Source organism: Bacillus sp. cl95 (genome assembly GCF_900115925.1).
Taxonomy (GTDB): domain Bacteria; phylum Bacillota; class Bacilli; order Bacillales; family Cytobacillaceae; genus Neobacillus_A.
Map to the genome: position 1 here is coordinate 103,454 of NZ_FOYF01000006.1, position 20,928 is coordinate 124,381.

At 38.7% G+C, this 20,928-nt stretch carries 20 protein-coding genes and 1 riboswitch; of the genes, 4 read left to right on the forward strand and 16 right to left on the reverse strand.

Annotated elements, in window-relative coordinates:
* Positions 1–25: 25 nt before the first annotated feature.
* Together BMZ31_RS16195 and BMZ31_RS16200 are read right to left on the reverse strand one after the other, a co-directional pair.
* The gene (locus BMZ31_RS16195) at positions 26–1,831 is read right to left on the reverse strand and encodes a DUF4430 domain-containing protein (protein ID WP_090832971.1); all 1,806 of its coding nucleotides are present in this window, start codon (positions 1,829–1,831) and stop codon (positions 26–28) included.
* Between the two features lie 95 nt (positions 1,832–1,926).
* A riboswitch (cobalamin riboswitch) is annotated at positions 1,927–2,105 on the reverse strand.
* 305 nt (positions 2,106–2,410) lie between these two features.
* Positions 2,411–2,872 (reverse strand): DinB family protein, encoded by a 462-nt coding sequence (locus tag BMZ31_RS16200; RefSeq protein ID WP_175478151.1) that lies wholly within the window; start codon positions 2,870–2,872, stop codon positions 2,411–2,413.
* A 111-nt stretch (positions 2,873–2,983) separates the two neighbouring features.
* Here BMZ31_RS16200 and BMZ31_RS16205 point away from each other — a divergent pair, with 111 nt between their 5' ends.
* Positions 2,984–3,322, forward strand: coding sequence for a cupin domain-containing protein (locus tag BMZ31_RS16205; RefSeq protein WP_090832973.1), 339 nt, complete (start codon positions 2,984–2,986; stop codon positions 3,320–3,322).
* Positions 3,323–3,349: 27 nt separating this feature from the next.
* Here the strand turns inward: BMZ31_RS16205 and BMZ31_RS16210 are convergent, their stop codons facing one another.
* From BMZ31_RS16210 to BMZ31_RS16230, 5 genes are all read right to left on the reverse strand, one after another.
* Complete coding sequence (locus BMZ31_RS16210; RefSeq protein ID WP_090832974.1) at positions 3,350–3,973, reverse strand: TVP38/TMEM64 family protein; 624 nt, start codon at positions 3,971–3,973, stop codon at positions 3,350–3,352.
* Positions 3,974–4,016: 43 nt separating this feature from the next.
* On the reverse strand, positions 4,017–4,649 hold the full coding sequence (locus BMZ31_RS16215; protein WP_090832975.1) for an LPXTG cell wall anchor domain-containing protein: 633 nt from the start codon (positions 4,647–4,649) through the stop codon (positions 4,017–4,019).
* Between the two features lie 31 nt (positions 4,650–4,680).
* Positions 4,681–5,244 (reverse strand): signal peptidase I SipW, encoded by a 564-nt coding sequence (gene sipW, locus BMZ31_RS16220; protein WP_090832976.1) that lies wholly within the window; start codon positions 5,242–5,244, stop codon positions 4,681–4,683.
* Positions 5,245–5,268: 24 nt separating this feature from the next.
* Positions 5,269–6,045: an amyloid fiber anchoring/assembly protein TapA gene (gene tapA / locus BMZ31_RS16225; RefSeq protein ID WP_175480301.1), complete on the reverse strand. Its 777-nt coding sequence runs from the start codon at positions 6,043–6,045 to the stop codon at positions 5,269–5,271.
* A gap of 155 nt (positions 6,046–6,200) precedes the next feature.
* A complete protein-coding gene (locus tag BMZ31_RS16230) occupies positions 6,201–6,794 on the reverse strand; it encodes a CalY family protein (RefSeq protein WP_090832978.1) in 594 nt (197 codons plus the stop codon).
* A 276-nt stretch (positions 6,795–7,070) separates the two neighbouring features.
* Here BMZ31_RS16230 and BMZ31_RS16235 point away from each other — a divergent pair, with 276 nt between their 5' ends.
* Entirely contained in the window at positions 7,071–7,406 is a 336-nt protein-coding gene (locus BMZ31_RS16235; RefSeq protein ID WP_090832979.1) for a helix-turn-helix domain-containing protein, read from the forward strand.
* Between the two features lie 23 nt (positions 7,407–7,429).
* Here the strand turns inward: BMZ31_RS16235 and BMZ31_RS16240 are convergent, their stop codons facing one another.
* The 4 genes from BMZ31_RS16240 to BMZ31_RS16255 form a co-directional block, all read right to left on the reverse strand.
* Complete coding sequence (locus tag BMZ31_RS16240) at positions 7,430–8,476, reverse strand: LacI family DNA-binding transcriptional regulator (protein ID WP_090832980.1); 1,047 nt, start codon at positions 8,474–8,476, stop codon at positions 7,430–7,432.
* Positions 8,477–8,681: 205 nt separating this feature from the next.
* Positions 8,682–9,497: a carbohydrate ABC transporter permease gene (locus BMZ31_RS16245; protein ID WP_090832981.1), complete on the reverse strand. Its 816-nt coding sequence runs from the start codon at positions 9,495–9,497 to the stop codon at positions 8,682–8,684.
* Positions 9,497–10,357, reverse strand: coding sequence for a carbohydrate ABC transporter permease (locus tag BMZ31_RS16250; RefSeq protein WP_090832982.1), 861 nt, complete (start codon positions 10,355–10,357; stop codon positions 9,497–9,499). Before BMZ31_RS16250 ends, BMZ31_RS16245 begins: the two co-directional genes overlap by 1 nt.
* Positions 10,358–10,570: 213 nt before the next feature.
* Positions 10,571–11,875, reverse strand: coding sequence for an ABC transporter substrate-binding protein (locus tag BMZ31_RS16255; RefSeq protein ID WP_090832983.1), 1,305 nt, complete (start codon positions 11,873–11,875; stop codon positions 10,571–10,573).
* Between the two features lie 436 nt (positions 11,876–12,311).
* Between BMZ31_RS16255 and BMZ31_RS20965 the strand changes: the two genes are divergently transcribed.
* Both BMZ31_RS20965 and BMZ31_RS16265 read left to right on the forward strand, forming a co-directional pair.
* Positions 12,312–13,805: a TerD family protein gene (locus tag BMZ31_RS20965; protein ID WP_090832984.1), complete on the forward strand. Its 1,494-nt coding sequence runs from the start codon at positions 12,312–12,314 to the stop codon at positions 13,803–13,805.
* Between the two features lie 155 nt (positions 13,806–13,960).
* Entirely contained in the window at positions 13,961–16,045 is a 2,085-nt protein-coding gene (locus BMZ31_RS16265; RefSeq protein ID WP_090832985.1) for a transglycosylase domain-containing protein, read from the forward strand.
* 346 nt (positions 16,046–16,391) lie between these two features.
* On the opposite strand, the gene BMZ31_RS16270 is transcribed toward BMZ31_RS16265, so the two are convergent.
* The 5 genes from BMZ31_RS16270 to BMZ31_RS16290 form a co-directional block, all read right to left on the reverse strand.
* The gene (locus BMZ31_RS16270) at positions 16,392–17,165 is read right to left on the reverse strand and encodes an SDR family oxidoreductase (protein ID WP_254778888.1); all 774 of its coding nucleotides are present in this window, start codon (positions 17,163–17,165) and stop codon (positions 16,392–16,394) included.
* Positions 17,166–17,274: 109 nt separating this feature from the next.
* Positions 17,275–18,489, reverse strand: a complete 1,215-nt coding sequence (locus BMZ31_RS16275) for a hypothetical protein (RefSeq protein WP_090832987.1) — start codon at positions 18,487–18,489, stop codon at positions 17,275–17,277.
* Entirely contained in the window at positions 18,464–19,015 is a 552-nt protein-coding gene (sigX, locus tag BMZ31_RS16280) for an RNA polymerase sigma factor SigX (protein WP_090832988.1), read from the reverse strand. The genes BMZ31_RS16275 and sigX overlap by 26 nt, the downstream gene beginning before the upstream one ends.
* A 71-nt stretch (positions 19,016–19,086) precedes the next feature.
* The gene (locus BMZ31_RS16285) at positions 19,087–19,947 is read right to left on the reverse strand and encodes a hypothetical protein (RefSeq protein WP_090832989.1); all 861 of its coding nucleotides are present in this window, start codon (positions 19,945–19,947) and stop codon (positions 19,087–19,089) included.
* A 148-nt stretch (positions 19,948–20,095) separates the two neighbouring features.
* Complete coding sequence (locus tag BMZ31_RS16290; RefSeq protein WP_090832990.1) at positions 20,096–20,926, reverse strand: hypothetical protein; 831 nt, start codon at positions 20,924–20,926, stop codon at positions 20,096–20,098.
* Positions 20,927–20,928 lie beyond the last annotated feature (2 nt).

Sequence of the window (20,928 nt, forward strand, 5' to 3'; positions counted from 1 at the left end):
TATCATCCTCCCAGCAATCAATAATTTATGCTTTCCTTCTTTGTATCGTAAAGTAAAATACACCTATCATCATCAACAAAATACCGAAAGCTAAAACATTATAGTCATTTGTTGCTGTATTAGGAAGTCGATGACCTGCTTTGTCTCCAGCAGCTTTATCGGTATGTTTTTGCGGTTGTTCTACCGGTTTTGGCGCAGGGGTGACCGTTTCATTTTTTACAAGAGATAAAGGAAGATTGTATAGTGAACCTTTTCCATTTAGCATCAGCTGATAGGCCACAACTGCCTGTATTCCTTGAGAAGTTGAGAATGTATCACTCACATCGCCTCCTTGCCAATCAAATCCACCATCAGCATTTTGAAAGGATAATAAGTACTCCATCACGCTCGTCCCATCTGCTTTCGTGTACTTTGTCTCATTCGCATCTAGACCAAGAGCGGAAAGGGCAATAACGATTTGGGAAGCTGTTGAGCTATTATCAATTTTTCCAGCAGTGAATTGATCTGCCAAGAAAACAGTACCCTTGTCTATGCTCGCTTGTATTCCTGTCTCTTCTTTATGAGGAGCTAGAGCTGTTAGCACCATGCTAGTTGTGTCGGAGTCACTTGTTACACTGCCATCCCATGACCAGCCGCCATCAGCATTTTGCTTGTTCAAAAGCTCTGTAATCAGCTTCAGTTTTGTCCACTTTGCAGTTTGCGGCACTTCGAAATTCGTACTATCTAAAGCTATTAGACCGTAGGCAACGCCGTTCAATCCTTGTTTTGTTACGTTCCCCTCATAAATGCTCTTTACTAGATTGAATCCTTCAATATTTGTGGGATTGCCACCTGCGGCTAAAATGCCGAGCGTATATCTTTCGTAATCAGTAATTCTTGAAAATCTACCGTTCTTGTCTTTGATAAGTTTCTTTAAGGTTTCCAAATAAGTAGTCGGAATTTCCTTGCCAGCTTGTTTAAGCGCAATGGCTTCCCAGTCGCCAATTGGATTTTTTAAAGCGTATTGAATGGCACCTCCGACCGATTTTTTTACAGTATCCGCTGCAATTGAATCCGCTGGCTTGTCATTTCCTTCTCCTGGAGTAACCGGTGGTGACGAGGATTCATACTTGAAGCTTACCACATCTCCTGCTTTAAGCTTATAGCTGTCAGCACCCACTTCTCCCATTTTTCCATTCACGTAAAAGCCCCAGTAATCTGAACCTTCAGCAGCTACACCGTTAATGGAAGTAACCATTTTCCCAAAGTCATATTGTTCATATTGTACTTGGTTAGGGCCAACGGCTACTTGCAAAAATTGAAATGCGGTAGGTTCACCTAAAAAGGCAACTTCACTAAGAGGTGTCACCAACTCTTTGCCGTCTTTTCCAATAACTGAAAGGGTAGCCGAAGCCTCAGCTGGCTTTGTCCAATCCACTAATTTGAAAGTAAGCTTGTCTTGATCTTGCACCTGATAGCTATCAGCACCCACTTGTGCAGAAATTCCATTGATATAAAAAGCCCAATAATTGTTGCCTGTTGCCTTAACGTTCTTTATACCTGAAATCATCTTTCCGTAGGGTGATTCCATATACTCAACTTCGTCTTGTCCAACAGCCTTCACTAGCGTATCAAATGCTGTTTCACTCTCTCCAAGTGTGATTGATGTTTCTGGAAAGATCGTACCTTCCGTTTCACCGCCAACAACCGTAAGTGTCGATGCTTGTGTTTGTTCGGCTGCTTGTACAGGTATATGTAAGGCGTTCATCATGAACCCAAATACAAGCGTTATCAATAAGAACCAATTACTGCTACGTTTTACCATCTTCTTACCCCTCTCCTTTTTACACATAAAAAAATCCCCCTATGAAAGGAGGAGGTTTTGTAGGTTAAGAAGGCAAGCAGGATAAACGCTACCATTCTTAACACCCTCCTATCCGCGTAGGCTTTTGGTGCGAAAAAACAGGCAGGTTTCCTGGCTCATGATCATAGCTCCCTATGTCTTCCCATCCTGTTGGACAGTGACTTCATATAGGTTGCTCCCATTTACAGTGGCGGGACCGCGTTGGCTTTTAACCAAACTTCCCTATTAAGCTAATAGTTTTGCTTTCTCCCCAACTGAGGTTAAGTTGAAACCAAGCATTAGCACCTGTTTTTGCCGATCTATTTTTTTATGTCATGCTTATTATACAAATACACGATTTGTTTGTATACTATTTTGAAAATTCATGACGTAGTTGTTGCATTGGTGTAAGTTGAAAATACCTCTAGAGGTAAAACAAGTTTCGGATTTGTCGAAATTTCGTTAAAGGGTCAACAAGCGCCGTTAGAGCGTCTATAACCGCCGTTAAATCTCAACAAGCGCCGTTAGAAAGTCCGTAACCGCCGTTAAAATATTCCACCTACCAAATTTCCACCTGTATATACCCCGTTACTTCCTTAAAAAATAGATATAATCGGTAGAAATACTCTTATGTCCAAGCGAGTGCAGCATAGCCGTGATATTCCCTCGATGATACGTACCGTGATTTGCGAGGTGAATGAGCAAATCCGATAACTTATTTTCAAAACTTGAACCAGTCGAGTTGTAATAGGTGACTCTTTTACTAGAATCTTCTTTTTTAAAGTAGTCAATCATTGTTTCATGTAGTTTTGCTAGAGTTATTTTTGCATCGTAAGGCGTTTTCAATCCAGCATGCTCTAACTCTTCCTTTCCGGTGATGCGAACAAACCACATTCGATCAATCTCATAAATATGCTCAAATGTCGCTCGAATGGATGGAAAGACACTTTCTAGGTTTTTAGCATAAAGTTCCGGACAATTATTAATGAATTCCAGTAAGCTTGCCGTTGCCCACACATGGTAATTAAACATTTGTTGCGATTTTTTCATAAACATTCCTCCATTTCTGTTTCTTTACAATTAAATTATCGAGAATTATATAGTAGGAATCTAGTAAAGAGTAATAGAATAATAAGTAAATGAATTAAAGGGGTAAACGTTATGAAAGTAACAAAAGAGACCGCTGAACATTACAAATGGGGTAAGGATTGTGATGGCTGGCATCTTGTTAAAAATGATAATCTTAGCATCATCTATGAAGAAATGCCGCCCCATACTGCAGAAGTTCGTCATTATCACGAAAAAGCACAGCAATTTTTCTACATCCTAAAGGGTACGGCCACACTTGAGATGAACGGGACCAAAGTCATCCTACACGAAAAAGAAGGAATGGAAGTCCCACCCCTTGTTCCACATCAAATGTTTAACGAGTCTGATGAACGGATCGAATTTTTGGTAACCTCCCAGCCTAATAGTCGGGGAGATCGAGTTAAAAGCTAGACACAGGATTCGATTCTTCGAAGTAATTTAGACTGTTATCTTGACTTGTTTTCTTCTTAATTTTATGAAAGATAATATCAAAATCACCATAAAATAAGCACCATATATAGAAAAGGATAAAATTTTACTTTCTGTAAACATACTGCCTGCATACGTAAAAATTAAAATGGACGGCAACTTTCCAATGGCTGAAGCCAAGATAAATAATATGTACGAAACATTACTTACCCCGCACAAAATATTGATAATCGGTGATGGAATGACTGGTACTAATCGAGCTACCAATATCCCAAGGAAAGCATTCTTTTGAAAAATACCTTCATATTCTTTAAGATTAGGATATTTATTCATCGTCTTCTGTGCCCAATCATAAAAGCCATATCTAGCCATGGAGAACATGAAAGTAGTGCCTAGAATGATACCTGACAATGAAATGGCTACACCAATTGACACACCAAATGTTGCTCCTAAAGTCCCTGCAAAAACTGAAAAAGGAATTATTGGAAAAAATACCAGTAATCCAACAAATAGGATGCCTGACATTATAGCCAACGGACCTCCGAGCTCAATTGTTGAGAGGAATACTTCCTTTTCTAAGTAACCCCAAAAGAAAAAAGCACTCATGATTATGATGGTAATAATTCGCTTCATTTAAGAACCTCCCTATATAGAAGAAAGATCTTGATCAATTGCATCAAGATCTTCTTAACCACTTTTCAATTCTCACTCTTCTTGATAAGAAAAATTGGAGAAATAAACCTGTCCCTATCAATCCAACACCTGCAACTATGTAATTAAACATGTTCGTTGCTGTATTAGGAAGGTGTGGGCCATTTACAGGAAGAACTCCCCCAAGAGTACCATCAACGTAGAACTTGAATTCGACTTCACTACCTAACCCTTGGAAATCGTTTTCTAGCTCCAGAGGAACTGTAACTTTAAAATTTAGCTTTTCGGAACTATTTTTCTCTAAATATCTGACTTCTAATTTATTGAAATCTTTCATTTTTCCATCGAACAACGTTTTTTCCTTATCTGTAATTGTTAATAATAGTTCATTATATAATTTTTCTGAACCATTTTTTAATTTTATGGAAGATAAATAGTTAAAATCCTGTTTTCCACTGTTTGTAATCGTTAATGTCCTTTCAGCCCAATCACCTGGCTTAAAATTCGTTATCTCAAACAATACTTTTTCTGGTGAAGTCGATATATCTATTTCTTGAGTTTCAGCAGAGACCGTCAATATGGAGTTGGAAAACAGATTGTTTATCAATATACATCCAATCATGAGATATAAAGTAGGAAGTATCTTTCTTAATCTCATTATTAACCCCCTTTTTTATATTTATAGTCTTTTAAGCTGATTTTTCAACTTTATTATTGGTTGCTTTTTCAATCTGTGATATAGTTCTCCAAATGGATACTATCGAGTAACCAATTAACAATAATCCAGGAAGAATAAGTAATAACGCGCTGCCATTTTGGGACTTTGCATAGTCTGTTAGATAGCCTAAATAAGGAATATTTATTCCCACATATTTTGCAACGACATTTTGAGATAAAACTAATTCCATATCCTCAGATTTATTGTTATCTCCTTTAGTTCGATACATTACCCCATTTGCATTTTTCACAACTTCAACAATTCTATGAGTGACCAAATTTTTTTCATCAACTTTAAATGTAATAATGTCATCTTTTTCATATTTTGTATTTTCATCAACAGGTTTTACTACAATAATTGATCCCGTTTTGATTCCAGGTTCCATTGAACCAGATAGAACAGTCTTGAATTGATATCCAAATGCTTGTGGCTCCCCTCCAGCTAGCTTCGACGAAACCACTATATATACCATTAAAATTAGGAGTAATATCAATGATAAAGTAATTAAGTTGCTAAAAACTTTTTTCACTTTCATTTTTTCACCTTCTCTTTAAAAATACTATGGAGAAATTGTATCGTTAGATGGCACGATCTCTGTTCCAGTCTCTTCATTATTCTCATTTGGCTGATCTGTTAGTTGAGTATTTGATGTATCAGTTTGTTCATTCACTGCATCCGTATTTACTTTTTCTTCTTCAGGTTGAACAGTTTTATCCTGAGTATTCTCTCCTTCTGGTGGAGTTGAATCTTCGACTTTTTCTTTTTCAACGTCTGCACTTGAATCTATTGCCTTATTATCACAAGTCAAGGTAATCGTTTCACTCCATAAGTCTTGCCTATCACTCTTGTTACCGTGGCCAGGTCTTTGAAATGCCCTAAATTTGTAATTACCAGGATTGGCAGCAATAAATTTTAGAACTTCGGAATGATTTGAAATAAGTGGATTAATCACCCCAGAACTCACTTTCTGACCTTTCATAGGATTTTGATTGGCACTGAAATATACTTCGTATTCAGAAGGTCCATTCATGTCAGCGCCATTATTTTTTATCAGTGCTCCGATTTCTAATGGCTTACAACTAATGCTATCAACAGAAGTCATATTAATTGTTCTGTCCTGATCTTGAAATGCTAAAGAGCTCTTATCCCATTTATCTGGAGGAGTTTCCCACGTTCCTACTTCAAAAGTACCCACAACCTTGGAAGTATCGTTATAAAAAGCACCAGTATTAAAAGTTAAGTATGAAAATAAAAATATACCTATGTAACATAACGTAAATAGTTTAATTGATATTATTAAACCCAAGCTCTTATTCTGGTATTTTCTTGCTCTCAAGCATCTGATTGTTAACACCCCCGGCAAAGTACTTATGATTAAACAAACTTAATTGAAATTAATTTTCTACAAATCAAATTGGTAAACTAAACTCAATTTGATTTGTAGAAAATTAACCAAAGGAAAGGTGGAACTCCACCCTTCCTCGTAAAAAATTATCTTGCTACACCTGCACCTTGTTTACCTTCGAATGTCCATTTGAGATCTAAAGTATCTCCTTGGAACATGTTTTGATCTTGGTTATTGTCAACAAATTCATATTGTACCCACAGAGTATCGTCTGTTCCAGCTGCAAGCTTTCCGCCTCTTTCAGCTAACCAACCGCCAAAGATGCTATTTTGTATTACATCAGGTGACAATGTCTTTAATTGGTCAAGAGTAGTAGAATAAATTGGAAGATTCAATTTATCCGCATTTGAAAGGAAGTTTACACGGATATGCTTTCCGAAATCATCTGTATTATTATTATTCGCGTCAGTAACTGTGTAGCTTGTTGCAAGTAAGATTTTTGCAATATCTAGATTTCCATCATTCTTTAATTTGAAAGAACGTAACATTGTGTCACCTGGTTTAATCTTATCAACACTAATGATTGTAGTTGGATTAGCATTAAGGTCTAATGTTCCAGCTTGGAATTTCCCAGTTGTTTCTGCTTTATCGTTGAAGTATGCATATGTACCCCCACCGATTAATGACAAGCCTAGAGCCGCTGAAGCTACGCCCAGACCTAATTTCTTTTTAAGACTCATTTGAAATCCTCCTCTTAACCCATTAATTTTTATGAGAACTCTTTATAGAGATTAAAACGAACGTTTTCGTTCTCTTTAAAGAACTCATACTCCGAGTATAAGACAAAAGTCCCGAGATATAAAACCTCAAAAAAGTCCGAATTTTCGTTAAAACGAACATTTTTCAATTTAAATCTGTATTTTACTCTCAAATCCTCACTAATTCGCATTTTATAAAGAACGTATTTTTCTTTATAATGAACGATATGTATGCTTTTTCAAAGTAGGAGGAGGGGTATGATAGGTTCACGAATAAAAAAGCTGAGAAAAAGAAAAGGTTACTCGATAACCGAGCTTGCTAGACTTTCAGATGTTTCAAAATCTTATCTAAGTCAAATAGAAAGAGATCTCCAAACCAATCCTTCATTGCAATTCTTAATGAAGGTATCAGGTACTTTGGAGTGTAAAATTGACTATCTTCTTGGAATAAGCGATAAAGGTAAAGTTGGTAACCATGTACTAGACGAAGAGTGGACAAACATGTTGCTGATGGCGATTAAAGAAGGAATGAGTAAAGAAGACTTTGAGGAATATCGAAGGTATAACAAGTTCAAAAAGCAGGAAATAAGGTGAAAAGAAAGAGGATAATCATCAGATTATCCTCTTTCTTTTGAAGCCGCTTCCATTATTCTTGAACACGATTTCCTTTCGATAAACTTCGTCGGAATGATGATATGTTTTGCGAGTTTGGCAGGACTCTTTATTTTTTCAATTAAACAATTCGTTGCTTCGTAGCCAAGATCGTAAATATTGATATCTACAGAAGATAGTGGCGGTTTGGAGTGTTCAGAAAGCATCAAGTTGTTAAAGCTGACCATTGAAACATCTTCAGGAACCTTATATCCTAGTTCTTCCAAATGACTGACTAATTCATAGGCAATCAGATCATCCTTTGTGACAAGTGCTGTAGGCGGTGTATCAAGGGCCATAAGTGTTTTGATGGCTTGTTGAGCTTCTGTCTTAACAATATGATCGAGAACGACGTAATCTTCGTTAAAAGTAATACCCGCCTCTTTTAATGCAGCTTTGTAACCACTTAATCGATCAACATTCACGACAAAATCCTGATTTCCTCCAATAAAGGCAATTTTACGATGGCCAAGTTCGATCAAATAGTTTGTCACGGACTTTGACGTTGCGACATTATCGTTATCAACAAATGTGATTTCGCTAATATATGAACAAGGTCTTCCGACAACTGTGAAAGGAAAATCCGCATCAAGCAAATATTTGATTGTTTTATCATTAGCACGGGAGTATAAAAGGACAATCCCATCCACTCTTCTTCCTTGCACCATAGAAACTACTTCATCATGGATTTCACATTCTGTTGCACCAGTAGATAAGTAGATTCCAAATTTGCTCGCATGCGCAATTGTACAGATTCCACGTAACACTTCAGGGAAAAACGGGTTTCGAAATGAATGGTACGCAGAGTTCGGCATGATGACACCGATTGTTTGTGTACTATTTTGAGCAAGGCTTTGTGCTTGAAAATTGGGGTAATAGGCAAGCTTTTCCATTACTTCGCGGACACGTTTCTTTGTTTCTTCACTTATTTTTGGGCTGTCCGCAATGACCCGTGAAACCGTGGATGGTGCAACGTTCGCTTCTTTCGCGACATCTCTAATCGTAACAGCCATTGGTTCCTCCTCTTTAGAAAAGCGCAATCGCCCTGATTATGGCGATGAGCTAGACCGTTATCTACATTAAATTTGAATTTCATTGTTCTTAGAAAAGCGCCAGCGCTAGCGCTAGACAGTTATTTCCCTTTGATTGGTATTTATCTTAGAAAAGCGGAAGCGCCATAATCTGGGCTTCCGCTAAGCTTCTGTTTTTATAGTTCGTTTACTTAACAGCGCCCTCAGAAATCCCTTTAATGATTTCACGTTGAGCAATGAAGTATCCGATAATGACAGGAATGATTGCGATTGTTAATCCAGCAAGAGCTAAATGCCACTGCTTCGTATATTCTCCAAAGAAGAAGAACATTCTTAACGGAATGGTTTGCATACCCTCTTGATTGATAACAAGAGATGGAAGTAAGTAGTCATTCCAAATCCAGATTGTGTTAAGGATTGCAACGGTTACTGTAATAGGCTTTAACACTGGAAAAATTACATACCAGAACACCTGGAACTTGTTACATCCGTCGATTGTAGCTGCTTCATCCAGAGACTTCGGAATACCACTTAATGTTCCGTGGTAGAGGAAGATCGATAAGCTGCTTCCGAAACCTAGGTACATGAAGATGATTCCGAAACGGTTCAATAGTTCCATTTTTCCGAAGATCGTCACAAGAGGAATCATAACTGATTGGAATGGAATTAACATGGCTGCTACGAACAAGAAGAACAATACTGTACTGATCTTACTTTTTGTACGTGACAGAGCGTATGCCGCCATGGATGAGAAAACAATGATAATGGCAACGCTGATTACTGTAATGAGCAATGAGTTAAAGAAGGTTTTGATAAAATCGAGCTCAATAAACGCTTCTTTATAATTATCCAAAGTGAATACAGCAGGAAGGCTTAATACATCGGTAAACATTTCTTTTTTCGTTTTAAAAGAGTTGACGATCATTAAATAGAAAGGTGAAAGCCATAATAGGGCCAGTACAATACCGAGTATTTCTAAAGGAAGTCTATATTTTTTCCCCATTACATTTCAACCTCCTTTTTCTTGTTGATATAAACTTGTGTCAATGAGATTGCTGCAACGATGATGAAGAATATAACTGCTTTTGATTGTGCGTATGCCATTTGGTTTTCACCGAAGGCTGTTTTGAAAATTTCCATCGCGACCATTTGTGTTGAATTGTATGGTCCACCGCCAGTTAATGACAAGTTTTGATCGTAAAGTTTGAATGACCCGGAAAGAGTTAAGAACATACTTACCGTAAAGGCAGGTGCCACAAGCGGGAATACGATATAACGAAGGCGCTGTAACGGGCTTGCACCGTCGATTTCAGCTGCTTCAAGCAATTCTGCAGGTAAGCTCTCCAAGTAAGCAATGTAGATGATCATGATGTAACCGGCCATTTGCCAGCTCATTAAGATAACCATTCCCCAGAAGCCTGTCTCAGTCGTAGACAGCCAACCTTGTAATGCTTCAATACCTAGTAATTCGCCAATGCTAGCGAAGATTTTCAAAAAGATGAACTGCCAGATGAATCCAAGAATAAGACCACCAATTAAGTTAGGCATGAAGAAAATTGTTCTTAAAAACTTGCTTGATTTGATTTTTGAAGTAACAATCAGTGCCAATGAAAGACCAAAGAAATTGATAAGAATGATGGATACAATTGAGAATTTAACTGTAAACCATAATGCATCTCTAAATTCCTTATCTTTTAATAGATCCATGTAGTTTTGGAAGCCTACAAATGCAGTTGCTTCAATTCCGTTCCAATCAGTAAATGAGTAATAAACACCCATTCCTAGTGGCAAGATTACTACCATCGTTAATGCAAACAATACAGGTGCCAGAAATAGCCAATACGATAAATCGCGTGATCGCATGGTGAATCCCTCCTAAAAACTAAAAGTATGTGTGGTTCTATGGTGCCTTACAAACGTTAACGAGCACTAGTCCTCCTCCTCGGTTAGAAGAGGAGTCAAACTGCCCGCAAGGCTTGTTTAACTGACCTAATATGCAGAGTCATTTTAGCAAAACAAAGTAGCATAGAATGCTACTTTGTTTCTGCTCATATGAAATTCTAAAGGGACAGTTCCTTATTTACGTGCATCTTCCCAAGCTTTTTGAGAATCAGCAACTAACTCTTCCCAAGTCATTTCTTTGCTTAGGTATTTCTGCATGTTAACGCCAAGCTTATCCATACCCCATGCGCTTGGGTAGCCCATGAAAGTCCAGCCGATTGTCTTGCCGTCTTGTGCAGCTTGGTAGATTGCTTTAGAAAGTGGATCAGAGATTTTAGAAGTGTCATATCCTTCGTAAGCAGGAATGAACTTGAAATCTTCAACAACTTTTTTCTTACCTTCTTCAGAAGTGTATAACCAGTCTAAGAATTTCTTAGCTTCTTTAACTGTAGCTTCGTCTTTCTTGCTGTTTACAGCCCAGTACATTGGTACGCCTACAGGAATTGCATCTTCTTTATAAGTTGGAACTGGAATTGGAAGAAGACCTACGCCGTTGTCAGCCAACTCTTGGTCGATACCAGCGATAGAACCGTATACCCAGTTACCTTGTTCGATGATCGCAACTTTACCAGTTGAGAATAATTCTTCAACTTGTTGAGAGTAGTCAAGGCTTACTACTGGTTGTGCAGAGTACTTGTTTTGAAGATCTAAGAAGTTCTTCATTTGCTCGCCGTATTTGAACTCAACTTTCTTAGCTTCGAAAGCTTTTAGAACGTTGTTATCGAATTCAGGCGCGATGAAAGCGTTTGATAAGTGTAATCCAGTTACCCAAGTTTCTTTAGCAGGTAAAGCGAATACAGCTTTTAGACCTAGGTCGCCCTTCTTCTCATCTAAAGTTTTAACTGCTGCTTCTAAGCTTGCCATATCTTTGATATCTTCAGCTTTGATGCCAGCTTTTTCAAAAATTGCTTTGTTATAAACTAAGCCGTAACCTTCTTGGTTGTACGGTAATCCTAGAACTTTGCTGTCCTTAGTAACGCCGTCTAAAGTGCCATCTAGAGCTGCTTTAGCTGCTTCTGTATCAGTTAAGTCAGTTAGGTTCTTTTCCCAGTCAGCAACGTCTTGTGGTCCACCAACGTTGAAGATTGCAGGCTCTTGACCTGAAGCGAATTTAGATTTAAGAGCAACTCCGTAATCTTCTCCGCCACCAACAGTTGTGATGTTGATTTTAACACCTTTGTTATTCTTTTCGTATTCCTTAGCAACAGTTTCGAATTGATCCTTGAATTCCACTTTGAATTGGAAAATATCAAGCGTTACTTCTTTGTCTTTACCACCTTCAGCATTACCGCCTTCTTTCTTAGAAGAACAGCCAGCAAGAACGATGCTAAAAATGAACATGATTGAGATGATGCTTAATAACGTCTTTTTGCCTCTCATTGAATTCACCCTCCGTTTTTTTATTTGGCTTGATAAGGAAAGCGGTTGCATACAATTGCAAAAAATTGCGAGAAACCCTCACAAAAAGTATGCTCCCAAACTTTAACTATGTATATACTACCCTTATCATTTGAAAAAAACCAACCAATGAAATCGGTTGCATTAATCTGCAAAACCAATGTACCATACTTCCGAAAAATGTACAATATTAAATTATCAAACTATTAGAAGGTTTTTCTTTAGATCTCCTTCGGCACTTGGACCAACGTATTGGAAATGCTTGTTTCTACTAGATATATATATACTTCCATGGCTATTTTTCCCTAAAAAAACAGCGAATAAATATCTGTCAAAATTGTGAAACCTTTTCCTTTTTGATAACGTAAAGAGTAGAAGTGTTTCTATAGTACGTTATCTTTTAATAGGAGTGATTGATATGGGTGTTACCTTAAGCAAAGGTCAAAAAGTAGATTTAACGAAATCTCATCCTGGCTTGCAAAATGTCGTCGTCGGATTGGGCTGGGACGTCAGTCAGCATAGTGCTCATTTTGACCTCGATGCCTCTACATTTTTGCTAGGTCAAACCGGAAAAGTTCAAAGTGATCAAGACTTTATTTTTTATAACAATCCTTCTGGAGGCAACGGCTCGATTCTTTACAGCGGAGACAATCGAACGGGAACGGGTGAACGCGATGATGAACAAATTCGCATCGATTTAGGACGAGTACCACAGCACATTCATCGTATCGCTTTTACAATCACTATTCACGATGCTCAAATGAAAGGTCAAAGCTTTGGGCAAGTTTCCAATGCATACGTGAGAATTCTTAATGAACGGAATGGTGAAGAGTTGATTCGCTTTAACCTTGGCAGAGACTTTACGGTTGAGACGGCAATTGTTGCTTCCGAATTATACCGTCATAACGGCGAATGGAAATTCAATGCCATTGCCAGCGGCTTTCAAGGTGGACTTGCAGCTCTTTGCCGAAACTTTGGGGTAAGTGTCGACGACGCTCCGGCACCACCACCTCCTACTCAGAATTTTGGCGGACAAGATTCGTTCAACCAACAAAATTTTAATGGTCAAAGTGGATTTGGCAGTCAAAACGGAATGGGGTCCCCTCAAGGATTTGGACAAACTGGATTTGGGAGTCAGAATCAATCAAGTTATGGTACACAAAATAATTTTGGACAACAACATACCTATCCAACATCAAATCAGGGTTCTTTTTCACAAAATCAAATGTCACCATCTCATCACAATCTACAGCCATTATCATCTTCACAAACTTACGGCGGCGACAGTATTGCTTGTCCACGCTGCCACTCGACGAATGTACGCACTGGTCAAAAGGGCTTTGGAATCGGGAAAGCTGCGATTGGTGGGCTAATTTTAGGTCCTGTGGGGCTGCTTGGCGGATTCATTGGCAAAAATCAATTGAAATTCAGTTGCAATAGCTGTGGAAATGGCTGGTCACCTAATCAAACGGATTATATGGAATGGGCTAATCAGCAAAAACGTCGTGCCATGGAACTTTTCAATCGTTACAAGAGTCAGGATGTACTTGATGCAGTCGTTGCTGCTTGCGCCCTAGTTGGTATGGCGGATGGCCGATTAGATCCTGCTGAACGTCAAAAGATGCTCGAGTTTGTAAACCAAAGTGAAGAACTCAGAGTGTTTGATACTAATAAGGTAATCCAGCAATTCAATCACTTCGTGCAAAGAATCGAGTACGACTTTATTTTAGGACGTGCTGAAGCGTTTAGAGCTTTAGGCAAGGTTCGCTCAAAGCCAGAAATCGCCCGTCTCGTCGCACGATTCTGTATTGCGATTGGATTTGCTGACGGACACTTTGATAAAAATGAACAGCAAATGGTATCTGAAATTTGCCGTGAACTTGGCTTAAATCCAGCTGAATTTTTATCGTAATTTTTGAAGAAGCAGCCTTGTCCAACTTATTGGATAAGGCTGTTTTCATATTTTCAACTATTTGTACTATAATAATTCTCAAAGAATGATAAAAAGCATGGGCACTGTTCAAAGATTGATGCAATGCTGAATGCAAAGAAAGTCCGAGGTCTAATATGGAAAGACAACACAAGTATTTGGAAGCCTTTGTGCGCTTCTGGAAAAGAAAACATTTTACTCAATATATCTTATTGATTTCGCTTACGGTTCTTCTGTTTACGATTCTGTACTTTGCCGTCATAGCAGGCATGGTTGATGTTAAGTCTTTGAAAGCCGGCTTAAGTCAATCGACTGTCGTTTATGATAAAGACGGCGACGTGGCTACGTATGTTGGAACGAACCGGACAAAAGGCGTTGAAATAAAAACATTGCCTAAACATGTGCCGAATGCGGTAGTTGCGATTGAGGATGAACGCTTCTATGAGCATAGCGGGTTTGACGTGAAGGGAATCGCTCGCGCTTTGTTCGGGAACATATTTGCTGGAAGAATTACCGGTGGCGGAAGTACACTGACACAACAGCTGACGAAAAATGCCTTACTATCATCTGAGCGGTCTTACCGGAGGAAAGCTGAGGAGCTCTTCCTGGCAGTAAAAATTGAAAAAACCTATACAAAAGATGAAATTCTCCAAATGTATTTAAATCAGGTTTACTTTGGTAGTGGTGCTTGGGGTATCGCACAGGCTTCACAGCGGTATTTTGATAAAGATATTTCTGAGGTCACCATAAGTGAAGCAGCACTTTTAGGCGGGTTATTACAATCCCCTTCTTATCTGAATCCTTACAATAATTATGACAGAGCGATTAAGCGTAGAAATCTTGTTTTGATGAAAATGAATGAACATGGCATGATTTCAGATCAAGAATATAAAGATGCCAAGAATGAGAAAATCAAGCTTCGTGATGGTGGAGGAAGTTTGGTCAAGCGTAAGTATCCTTATTATGTGGATGCGGCTCTTGATGAAGCGATTAAGAGGTATGGACTTACTCAGGATGAAATCCTAACGAGGGGTTATCGTATTTACACGGAAATGGATCAAAACTTGCAAGGGGGACTTGAACAGGTTTATCAGAGAAATTCACTGTTCCCTGGCCGTTCCGTACAAAGTGGAGCAGTCTTGCTTGATCCTGCATCAGGCGGAGTGAGAGGTCTAGTCGGTGGACGTGGTGAAACAGTGTTTCGTGGCTTTAACCGCGCGACCCATATTAAGGCTCAGCCTGGTTCTACGTTAAAACCATTGGCTGTGTATACACCCGCTCTTGAAGAAGGCTATAATTACAATTCTAACTTGATTGATAAGCCGTTAACATTTGATAATTACAAACCTGAGAACTTTTCAAAAACTTATGCAGGTGAAGTCCCTATGTACGAAGCAGTTGAAAAATCTCTCAATATTCCTGCTGTTTGGCTCTTAGACCAAATTGGTTTGAATAAAGGACTTGATTCTCTGAAACGCTTTGGGATTCCTATTCAGAAAGAAGACAAGAACTTAGGTATCGCACTAGGCGGCATGTATAATGGCATCTCACCATTACAATTAGCAGAAGCCTACTCAGCATTTCCAAATGAGGGCAAACGAGAAGATGCCCACATCATTACAAAAATCGTGGGACCGACCGGAAACATTATTGCGGAACACGATTCAGAGACCGTTAAAGTAACATCGCGTTCGGTGGCAAATAAAATGACATCCATGCTTTTGAATGTCGTTGAAACTGGTACCGGAAAACGAACGAAAATTAGCGGAGTCGATATTGCTGGAAAAACAGGCTCTACTCAATTGCCATACAAGGATATTGACGGAACGAAAGATCAATGGTTCGTTGGCTATACCCCTAACCTCGTTGGAGCTGTTTGGCTTGGTTATGACAAAACGGACAGACAACATTATCTCTCAACCAGCAGCTCAGAGACTGTCGTTCCAATTTTTAGAGCGATCATGGAAAGATCTCTTGATGATGTGGAACCTGCCGAATTTGATGTCGATTCGGTTAATACGATATTAGCAGGAAAATCAGATAAAGCTGCCACCGAAAAAATAAGAGTGTTAGAAGAGGAACTGAAACAAAATGCTGACAAAGTAGGCGGAAAGCTTAAAGAAGAAGCGCCTAAGTGGAAAGAAAAAATCGATGCGACTATTATCAAAATGATAGAAAATGCAGGACGTCTAAAAGATAAGTTACAGCAAATTACACAATAATAATGTTGAAGGAGAAAGCTGTTATGGCTTTCTCCTTTTTTTAATTTGAAATTACTTTTTGCTCCGTTTAGTTTTCTGAATAATCTGAAGTAAACGCAAAAGTTGCTGAACATAACAAATATTTTTTACACCGCATAAATCTCGTCCAACATAACAAATCTCCATCCCTGTAAATGAGTTAATCATCTTCACCATACTTCCACTGATTCTAATTACACATTTAGAGTATTTTCTTACCTCCAAGTTCGTTTCCAACAAAAAAAAGACTTGAAACCGCCCAGAAACAAGGCGTTTACAAGTCACCAACTAGTTAATTCTTCAATGAATATCCAACTGTACAAAACCTCTATTTAGAAAACCCGCCTTCTGAATGAATAATTTGCCCGGTTATCCACTCTGCTTCATCGCTTGCCAAAAAAGCAATTAATCTTGCGGCGTCTTTAGGTTGACCTACTCTTCCAAGTGGAAATTGCACTGCGATTTCTGCTTCTAATTCATCATTCATCCATCCTGTGTCCGTCGGTCCTGGATCAACAGCGTTTATGGTAATTCCCTTTTCCATCAGAACGGAAGATAGCGTGTAAGTTAATGTCTCCACCGCTCCCTTTGTGATCGCATATGATATTTCTCCAGACATTTTCCCAAGAGCTTGCCCAGAGCTCATATTGATAACGCGGCCTCCCTTGCCCTTGTCAAAGCGTTTACTAAACTCTGAACTCAGTAGTGTCGTAGCCCTAACGTTGACGGCATAATGCTTGTCTAGAGCTTCTCCACTTATGGTCTCATATGTGTCGTTGACAGAAAAAGTCGCGTTGTTGATTAAGATATCCGGTCTTCCCATTCGGTCTTCCACTTCATCAAACAAGTGTACGGCTGAATCTTCCAATGATAAATCCAATTCTATCTTTTCACATTTGACTCCCAAACTTCTAATTTCCTTTTGTAAATTTGCAGGTTCTTCCTCTTCTACGCCCCAAGGCATATCCACATCGTACGTTTTCCAATATGTAAAAAATATGTGCGCACCTTTGGCTGCTAACTCTTTGCATATGGCGGCGCCGATTCCTTTTAAGCGAGTTGCTCCAGTTACTATTGCTATCTTCCCATTAAGATTTTGCAATCTCACTCGCCCCCCTTTGGTTTTATCTTCCATTACCTATTATATCGTACCACTACCTTCCTTTTACCAAAAATAAAACCTGTCACTAAAGACAGGTTCCTTTTCACACTTATGGATTCATTAATATAATTGGATTTGGTGCTATCGGCACGGGATTCTTCTCCTTTAGCATGACATTTCCAATTTGATCAATATTATCGACGCCTTCAAAACTGACCGAACCTAAGGCAAAGTCCGCCGCTGTCATCATAATGGCTTCCATCATTTGCATGTAAACCTCATTATTTTCTAACACTGTACCAGGCTTAAACTTTACGACGACATTCGGATCACCCTTTGTCTCTGTCACACCCTCAATGACAACATCAGCAGGAATCGATGCTTTTAAGCCTCTTTCAGGGATATCCTTCTGCATTTCTCTTAAAGCAATTTCAAAATCATACTGTTCAAGATCCCCCTTATAAGGAGCCAACAATACCGGATGCTTCTCATCAAATTGATACAGCCAATAAGCTTTACTTTGATGTTTATACACTTGGATGCCTGATTCCGGAGCAGACATTTGCTCAAATAAAATACCATTCTTCGTTCCTGAGTAGTATTCCGCCTTAGAGAAATTTAGCCAACGAAACGTTTCATTTACTGATTCGTTAAATATTTCGCGAGTATCAGTTCCATGTTCCAGGTCACTGCCTTCTGGAACGGTGATGGTGACATAGTCTCCTACATCGACCTTTTGACCTTGGTCATCAGTCACGATTTCATCAACCATTTTCATGTCATAATTAGTTAAATTGAATTCTCCCAGACCCAAATCTTCCAAAGGCAACTGTGGAGCATATTCGTAAAGTTCAGCAACTGGTGTTTCTTTAGATTCATCGACTAGCACGCTAACAGGTATGACCGTTTGGGCATTTTTATCCGGAACACCGAATGTTATCAACACTTTACCAGTTGGAATTTCATTTAGCACATTTCCTTGAAAGGGATCCAAACGATCAAAATGCTGCACATCACTCACAGCTTTATCCATTTTGCCGGTTTCTGCTTTCATTGAAATTTGATTTTCATTCGATTTGAATTCGCTTTTCTCCGCCTTATTATTGTGATGCATTTGGTCCATAAAAGGTGGTGTAAGAAGGAAGAGAAGAGATGCAACAGCTGCCATAGATATTAGCGGCATGATCCACTGCTTTTGTTTCCTTTTTCGTAAACCTGCTTCTACTTTGGCAAACACTTCTTGTTTGGAGCGTTCGTCACGAACATTTGGCATTTCTTTTAACAAATCGATTATATACTTATCTTGCAACTTCTTGTCTTGCATCACTGCTCACCTCCCTTCCAACTTTTTTTTCCATCAACTCTTTCAACTTTTTTAGAGCTCGATGCTGAGTGGTCTTTACTTTACTCTCTGACCATCCCAAAATATCAGACGTTTCCGCTATGGAATAGGACTGCATGTATCTTAAAACGATGACAGCCCGTTGATCAACTGAACATTTTTCCAAGCATTTATATATTTCACGGGACTGTTCATTTAAAAGTGTCAGATCTTCGGGTAGGGGCGTAGTATCGATGATTTGATCTCTCGTCCAATCAAAAGTAGCCAAAACTTTCTGCTTCCAACTCTTACTTTTTCTAAAATGATCAATGGCCACGTGTCTTGCAATAGAGTATAGCCACGTCTTTTCTGAACTGTTTCCCTTAAAACCTTCATAAGACTTGAATACCCTTATATATACTTCCTGAACCAGGTCTTCAGCCTGTTCACGATTATTCGTCATGTAAAATAGAAAAGTAAAAATATCATGATGATACTTTTCATACAATTCATCAAAAACGTCGCGCATCTCCGTCGCCCCCTATCCATTAGATGAGTCGTAGGCAACCTCGAAAAAGTTACAACAATTACCCATGGTTTTTACTTTTCGTATAAAATGGTCGATTTTTCATCTTTTACTTTGTATAGGAAGGATTGGACGAATTCTGCATCTGCAACAACAAACTCAAGATGAGTGGCATCATTGGAGATAGGCTGATTGAGTTCCAGTTCCGCATGATTGTCACCTTGTTGATAGTCTATCGGAAGCGTGCTTCTTTTAAAACTGTAAATTCGGTCATGTTCATCTTTTAAGAGGAAGGTCCGGTTCTCTTTTAATCCCTCACCTGAAACGTTGACATTGAGAGAGACTGATCCACCCTTGCTAGTAAAATCAAAAGCACTAATCTTATATATTTTTTCACCTAGCTTAATTTCGCTTTTCAAGTCGGATGTTTTCTTCACTAAAGGCTTGAAGGTTGGGATGCTAGCAACCTTGGTAGGTTTAGGAGGAAGCTTGAACTCCACTCCGTTCATCGTAATTTTATCTGGCCATTCTCCTTCAGGAACAGATGGATTCTTAGAGGTGATTGCGTAAGTGCTAATACTATTCTTATAACCTTCTAGTGCACCGGACACCCAAATTTTATCCATAAGTATGTATTTCTTATTTTTATAGTGAATGGTGGGTGAAAAAAACTTAAAGGCACTTGAGTATTCATTTTCATTGTATAGTTTTGTACTGATGATCGCTGTGAATTTCCCCTTATGCCACCCAACTGATTCAAGTGTCACAGTTGAATCGAAAGGTCTTGATGGAAATGCATATTTGATGTTTTCGGACGTGTTGATTTTATAAAAGGTATCGCCCTCTTTCGCTTGCTCTTTTTTCGGTTGAATCAGAATCAATCCCGCAATAATGAGCAATAGTAAAGTACCTACGACTAAAACACGTTTCATCATCCTACCTGCCCCCTTAACCAAATTTTTCTACTTACCGCTAAGACTTAGACGGATGAGAAATGGTAATAGTTACATATTTCTATTAATTGTCAAAATATAAAACCCCTTTCATTACCGAAAGGGGTTCATGGTTTGCTAGATAATTCGACTACTTAATTTCTACAATGAACGGAAAGGCTCGGACTTTGCCATCTTGCTTGAATTCAGCCCAGATCTTATAAATGCCAGGTTCATGAAACTCTGTTTCAAAAATTGGCTTATCGTGATCGGCAGGATGAACGTGCAAATATTGATTTGCTTCCTCATCTAAAATGACGACATGCCCCATGGCACCAAGATATGGCTGTAAGTTTGTTTCATTAAGCTTAAATGTCAGAGTAACAGGTTCTCCTGCATTCATTGAACTCATTTCCATTTCAACTGTTTCTTGATCAATCGTTTGTATATGTTCTTTGTCAGGTTCTAAACCACCATTATGTCCATGAGTCGTATCTGGATTCCCGACTTTAAACGGAATGGGCTTCACTTCGTAAGACAAGTCTTTAGGTTTAATATCCACAAACGCCTTATAAGAACCTTCTTCAAAGTCTTTTTTAACCGTGAAAGTCCCCTCTCCTGTTTGTTCAGGGTGAAGATGATAATACTGATCGAGATGCTCATTTACAACGATCAAGTGCAAAAGCTTTTCATGATTGACTTCAAGTTTATCTACGGGTTGATTGTTTTTATTCTTTAAAGAAATTTCAATATTTCCATCTATATATGAAACATCGACCTGCACATCACTATTCCCCGCGCCATGTTCTTCCTTGTGATTGTCATCATTATCCTCAGATTCATGCTCACTACCATGCCCTGCACTTTCTTCCGCCATTTCATGGTCCGCTGTTTTTTCATCAGCAATGAAATTTGTATAACCCCAATATCCAGTTACCACTATCAAAAGGTAGAAGATCCCTGAAAATATCCACTTTTTCATAA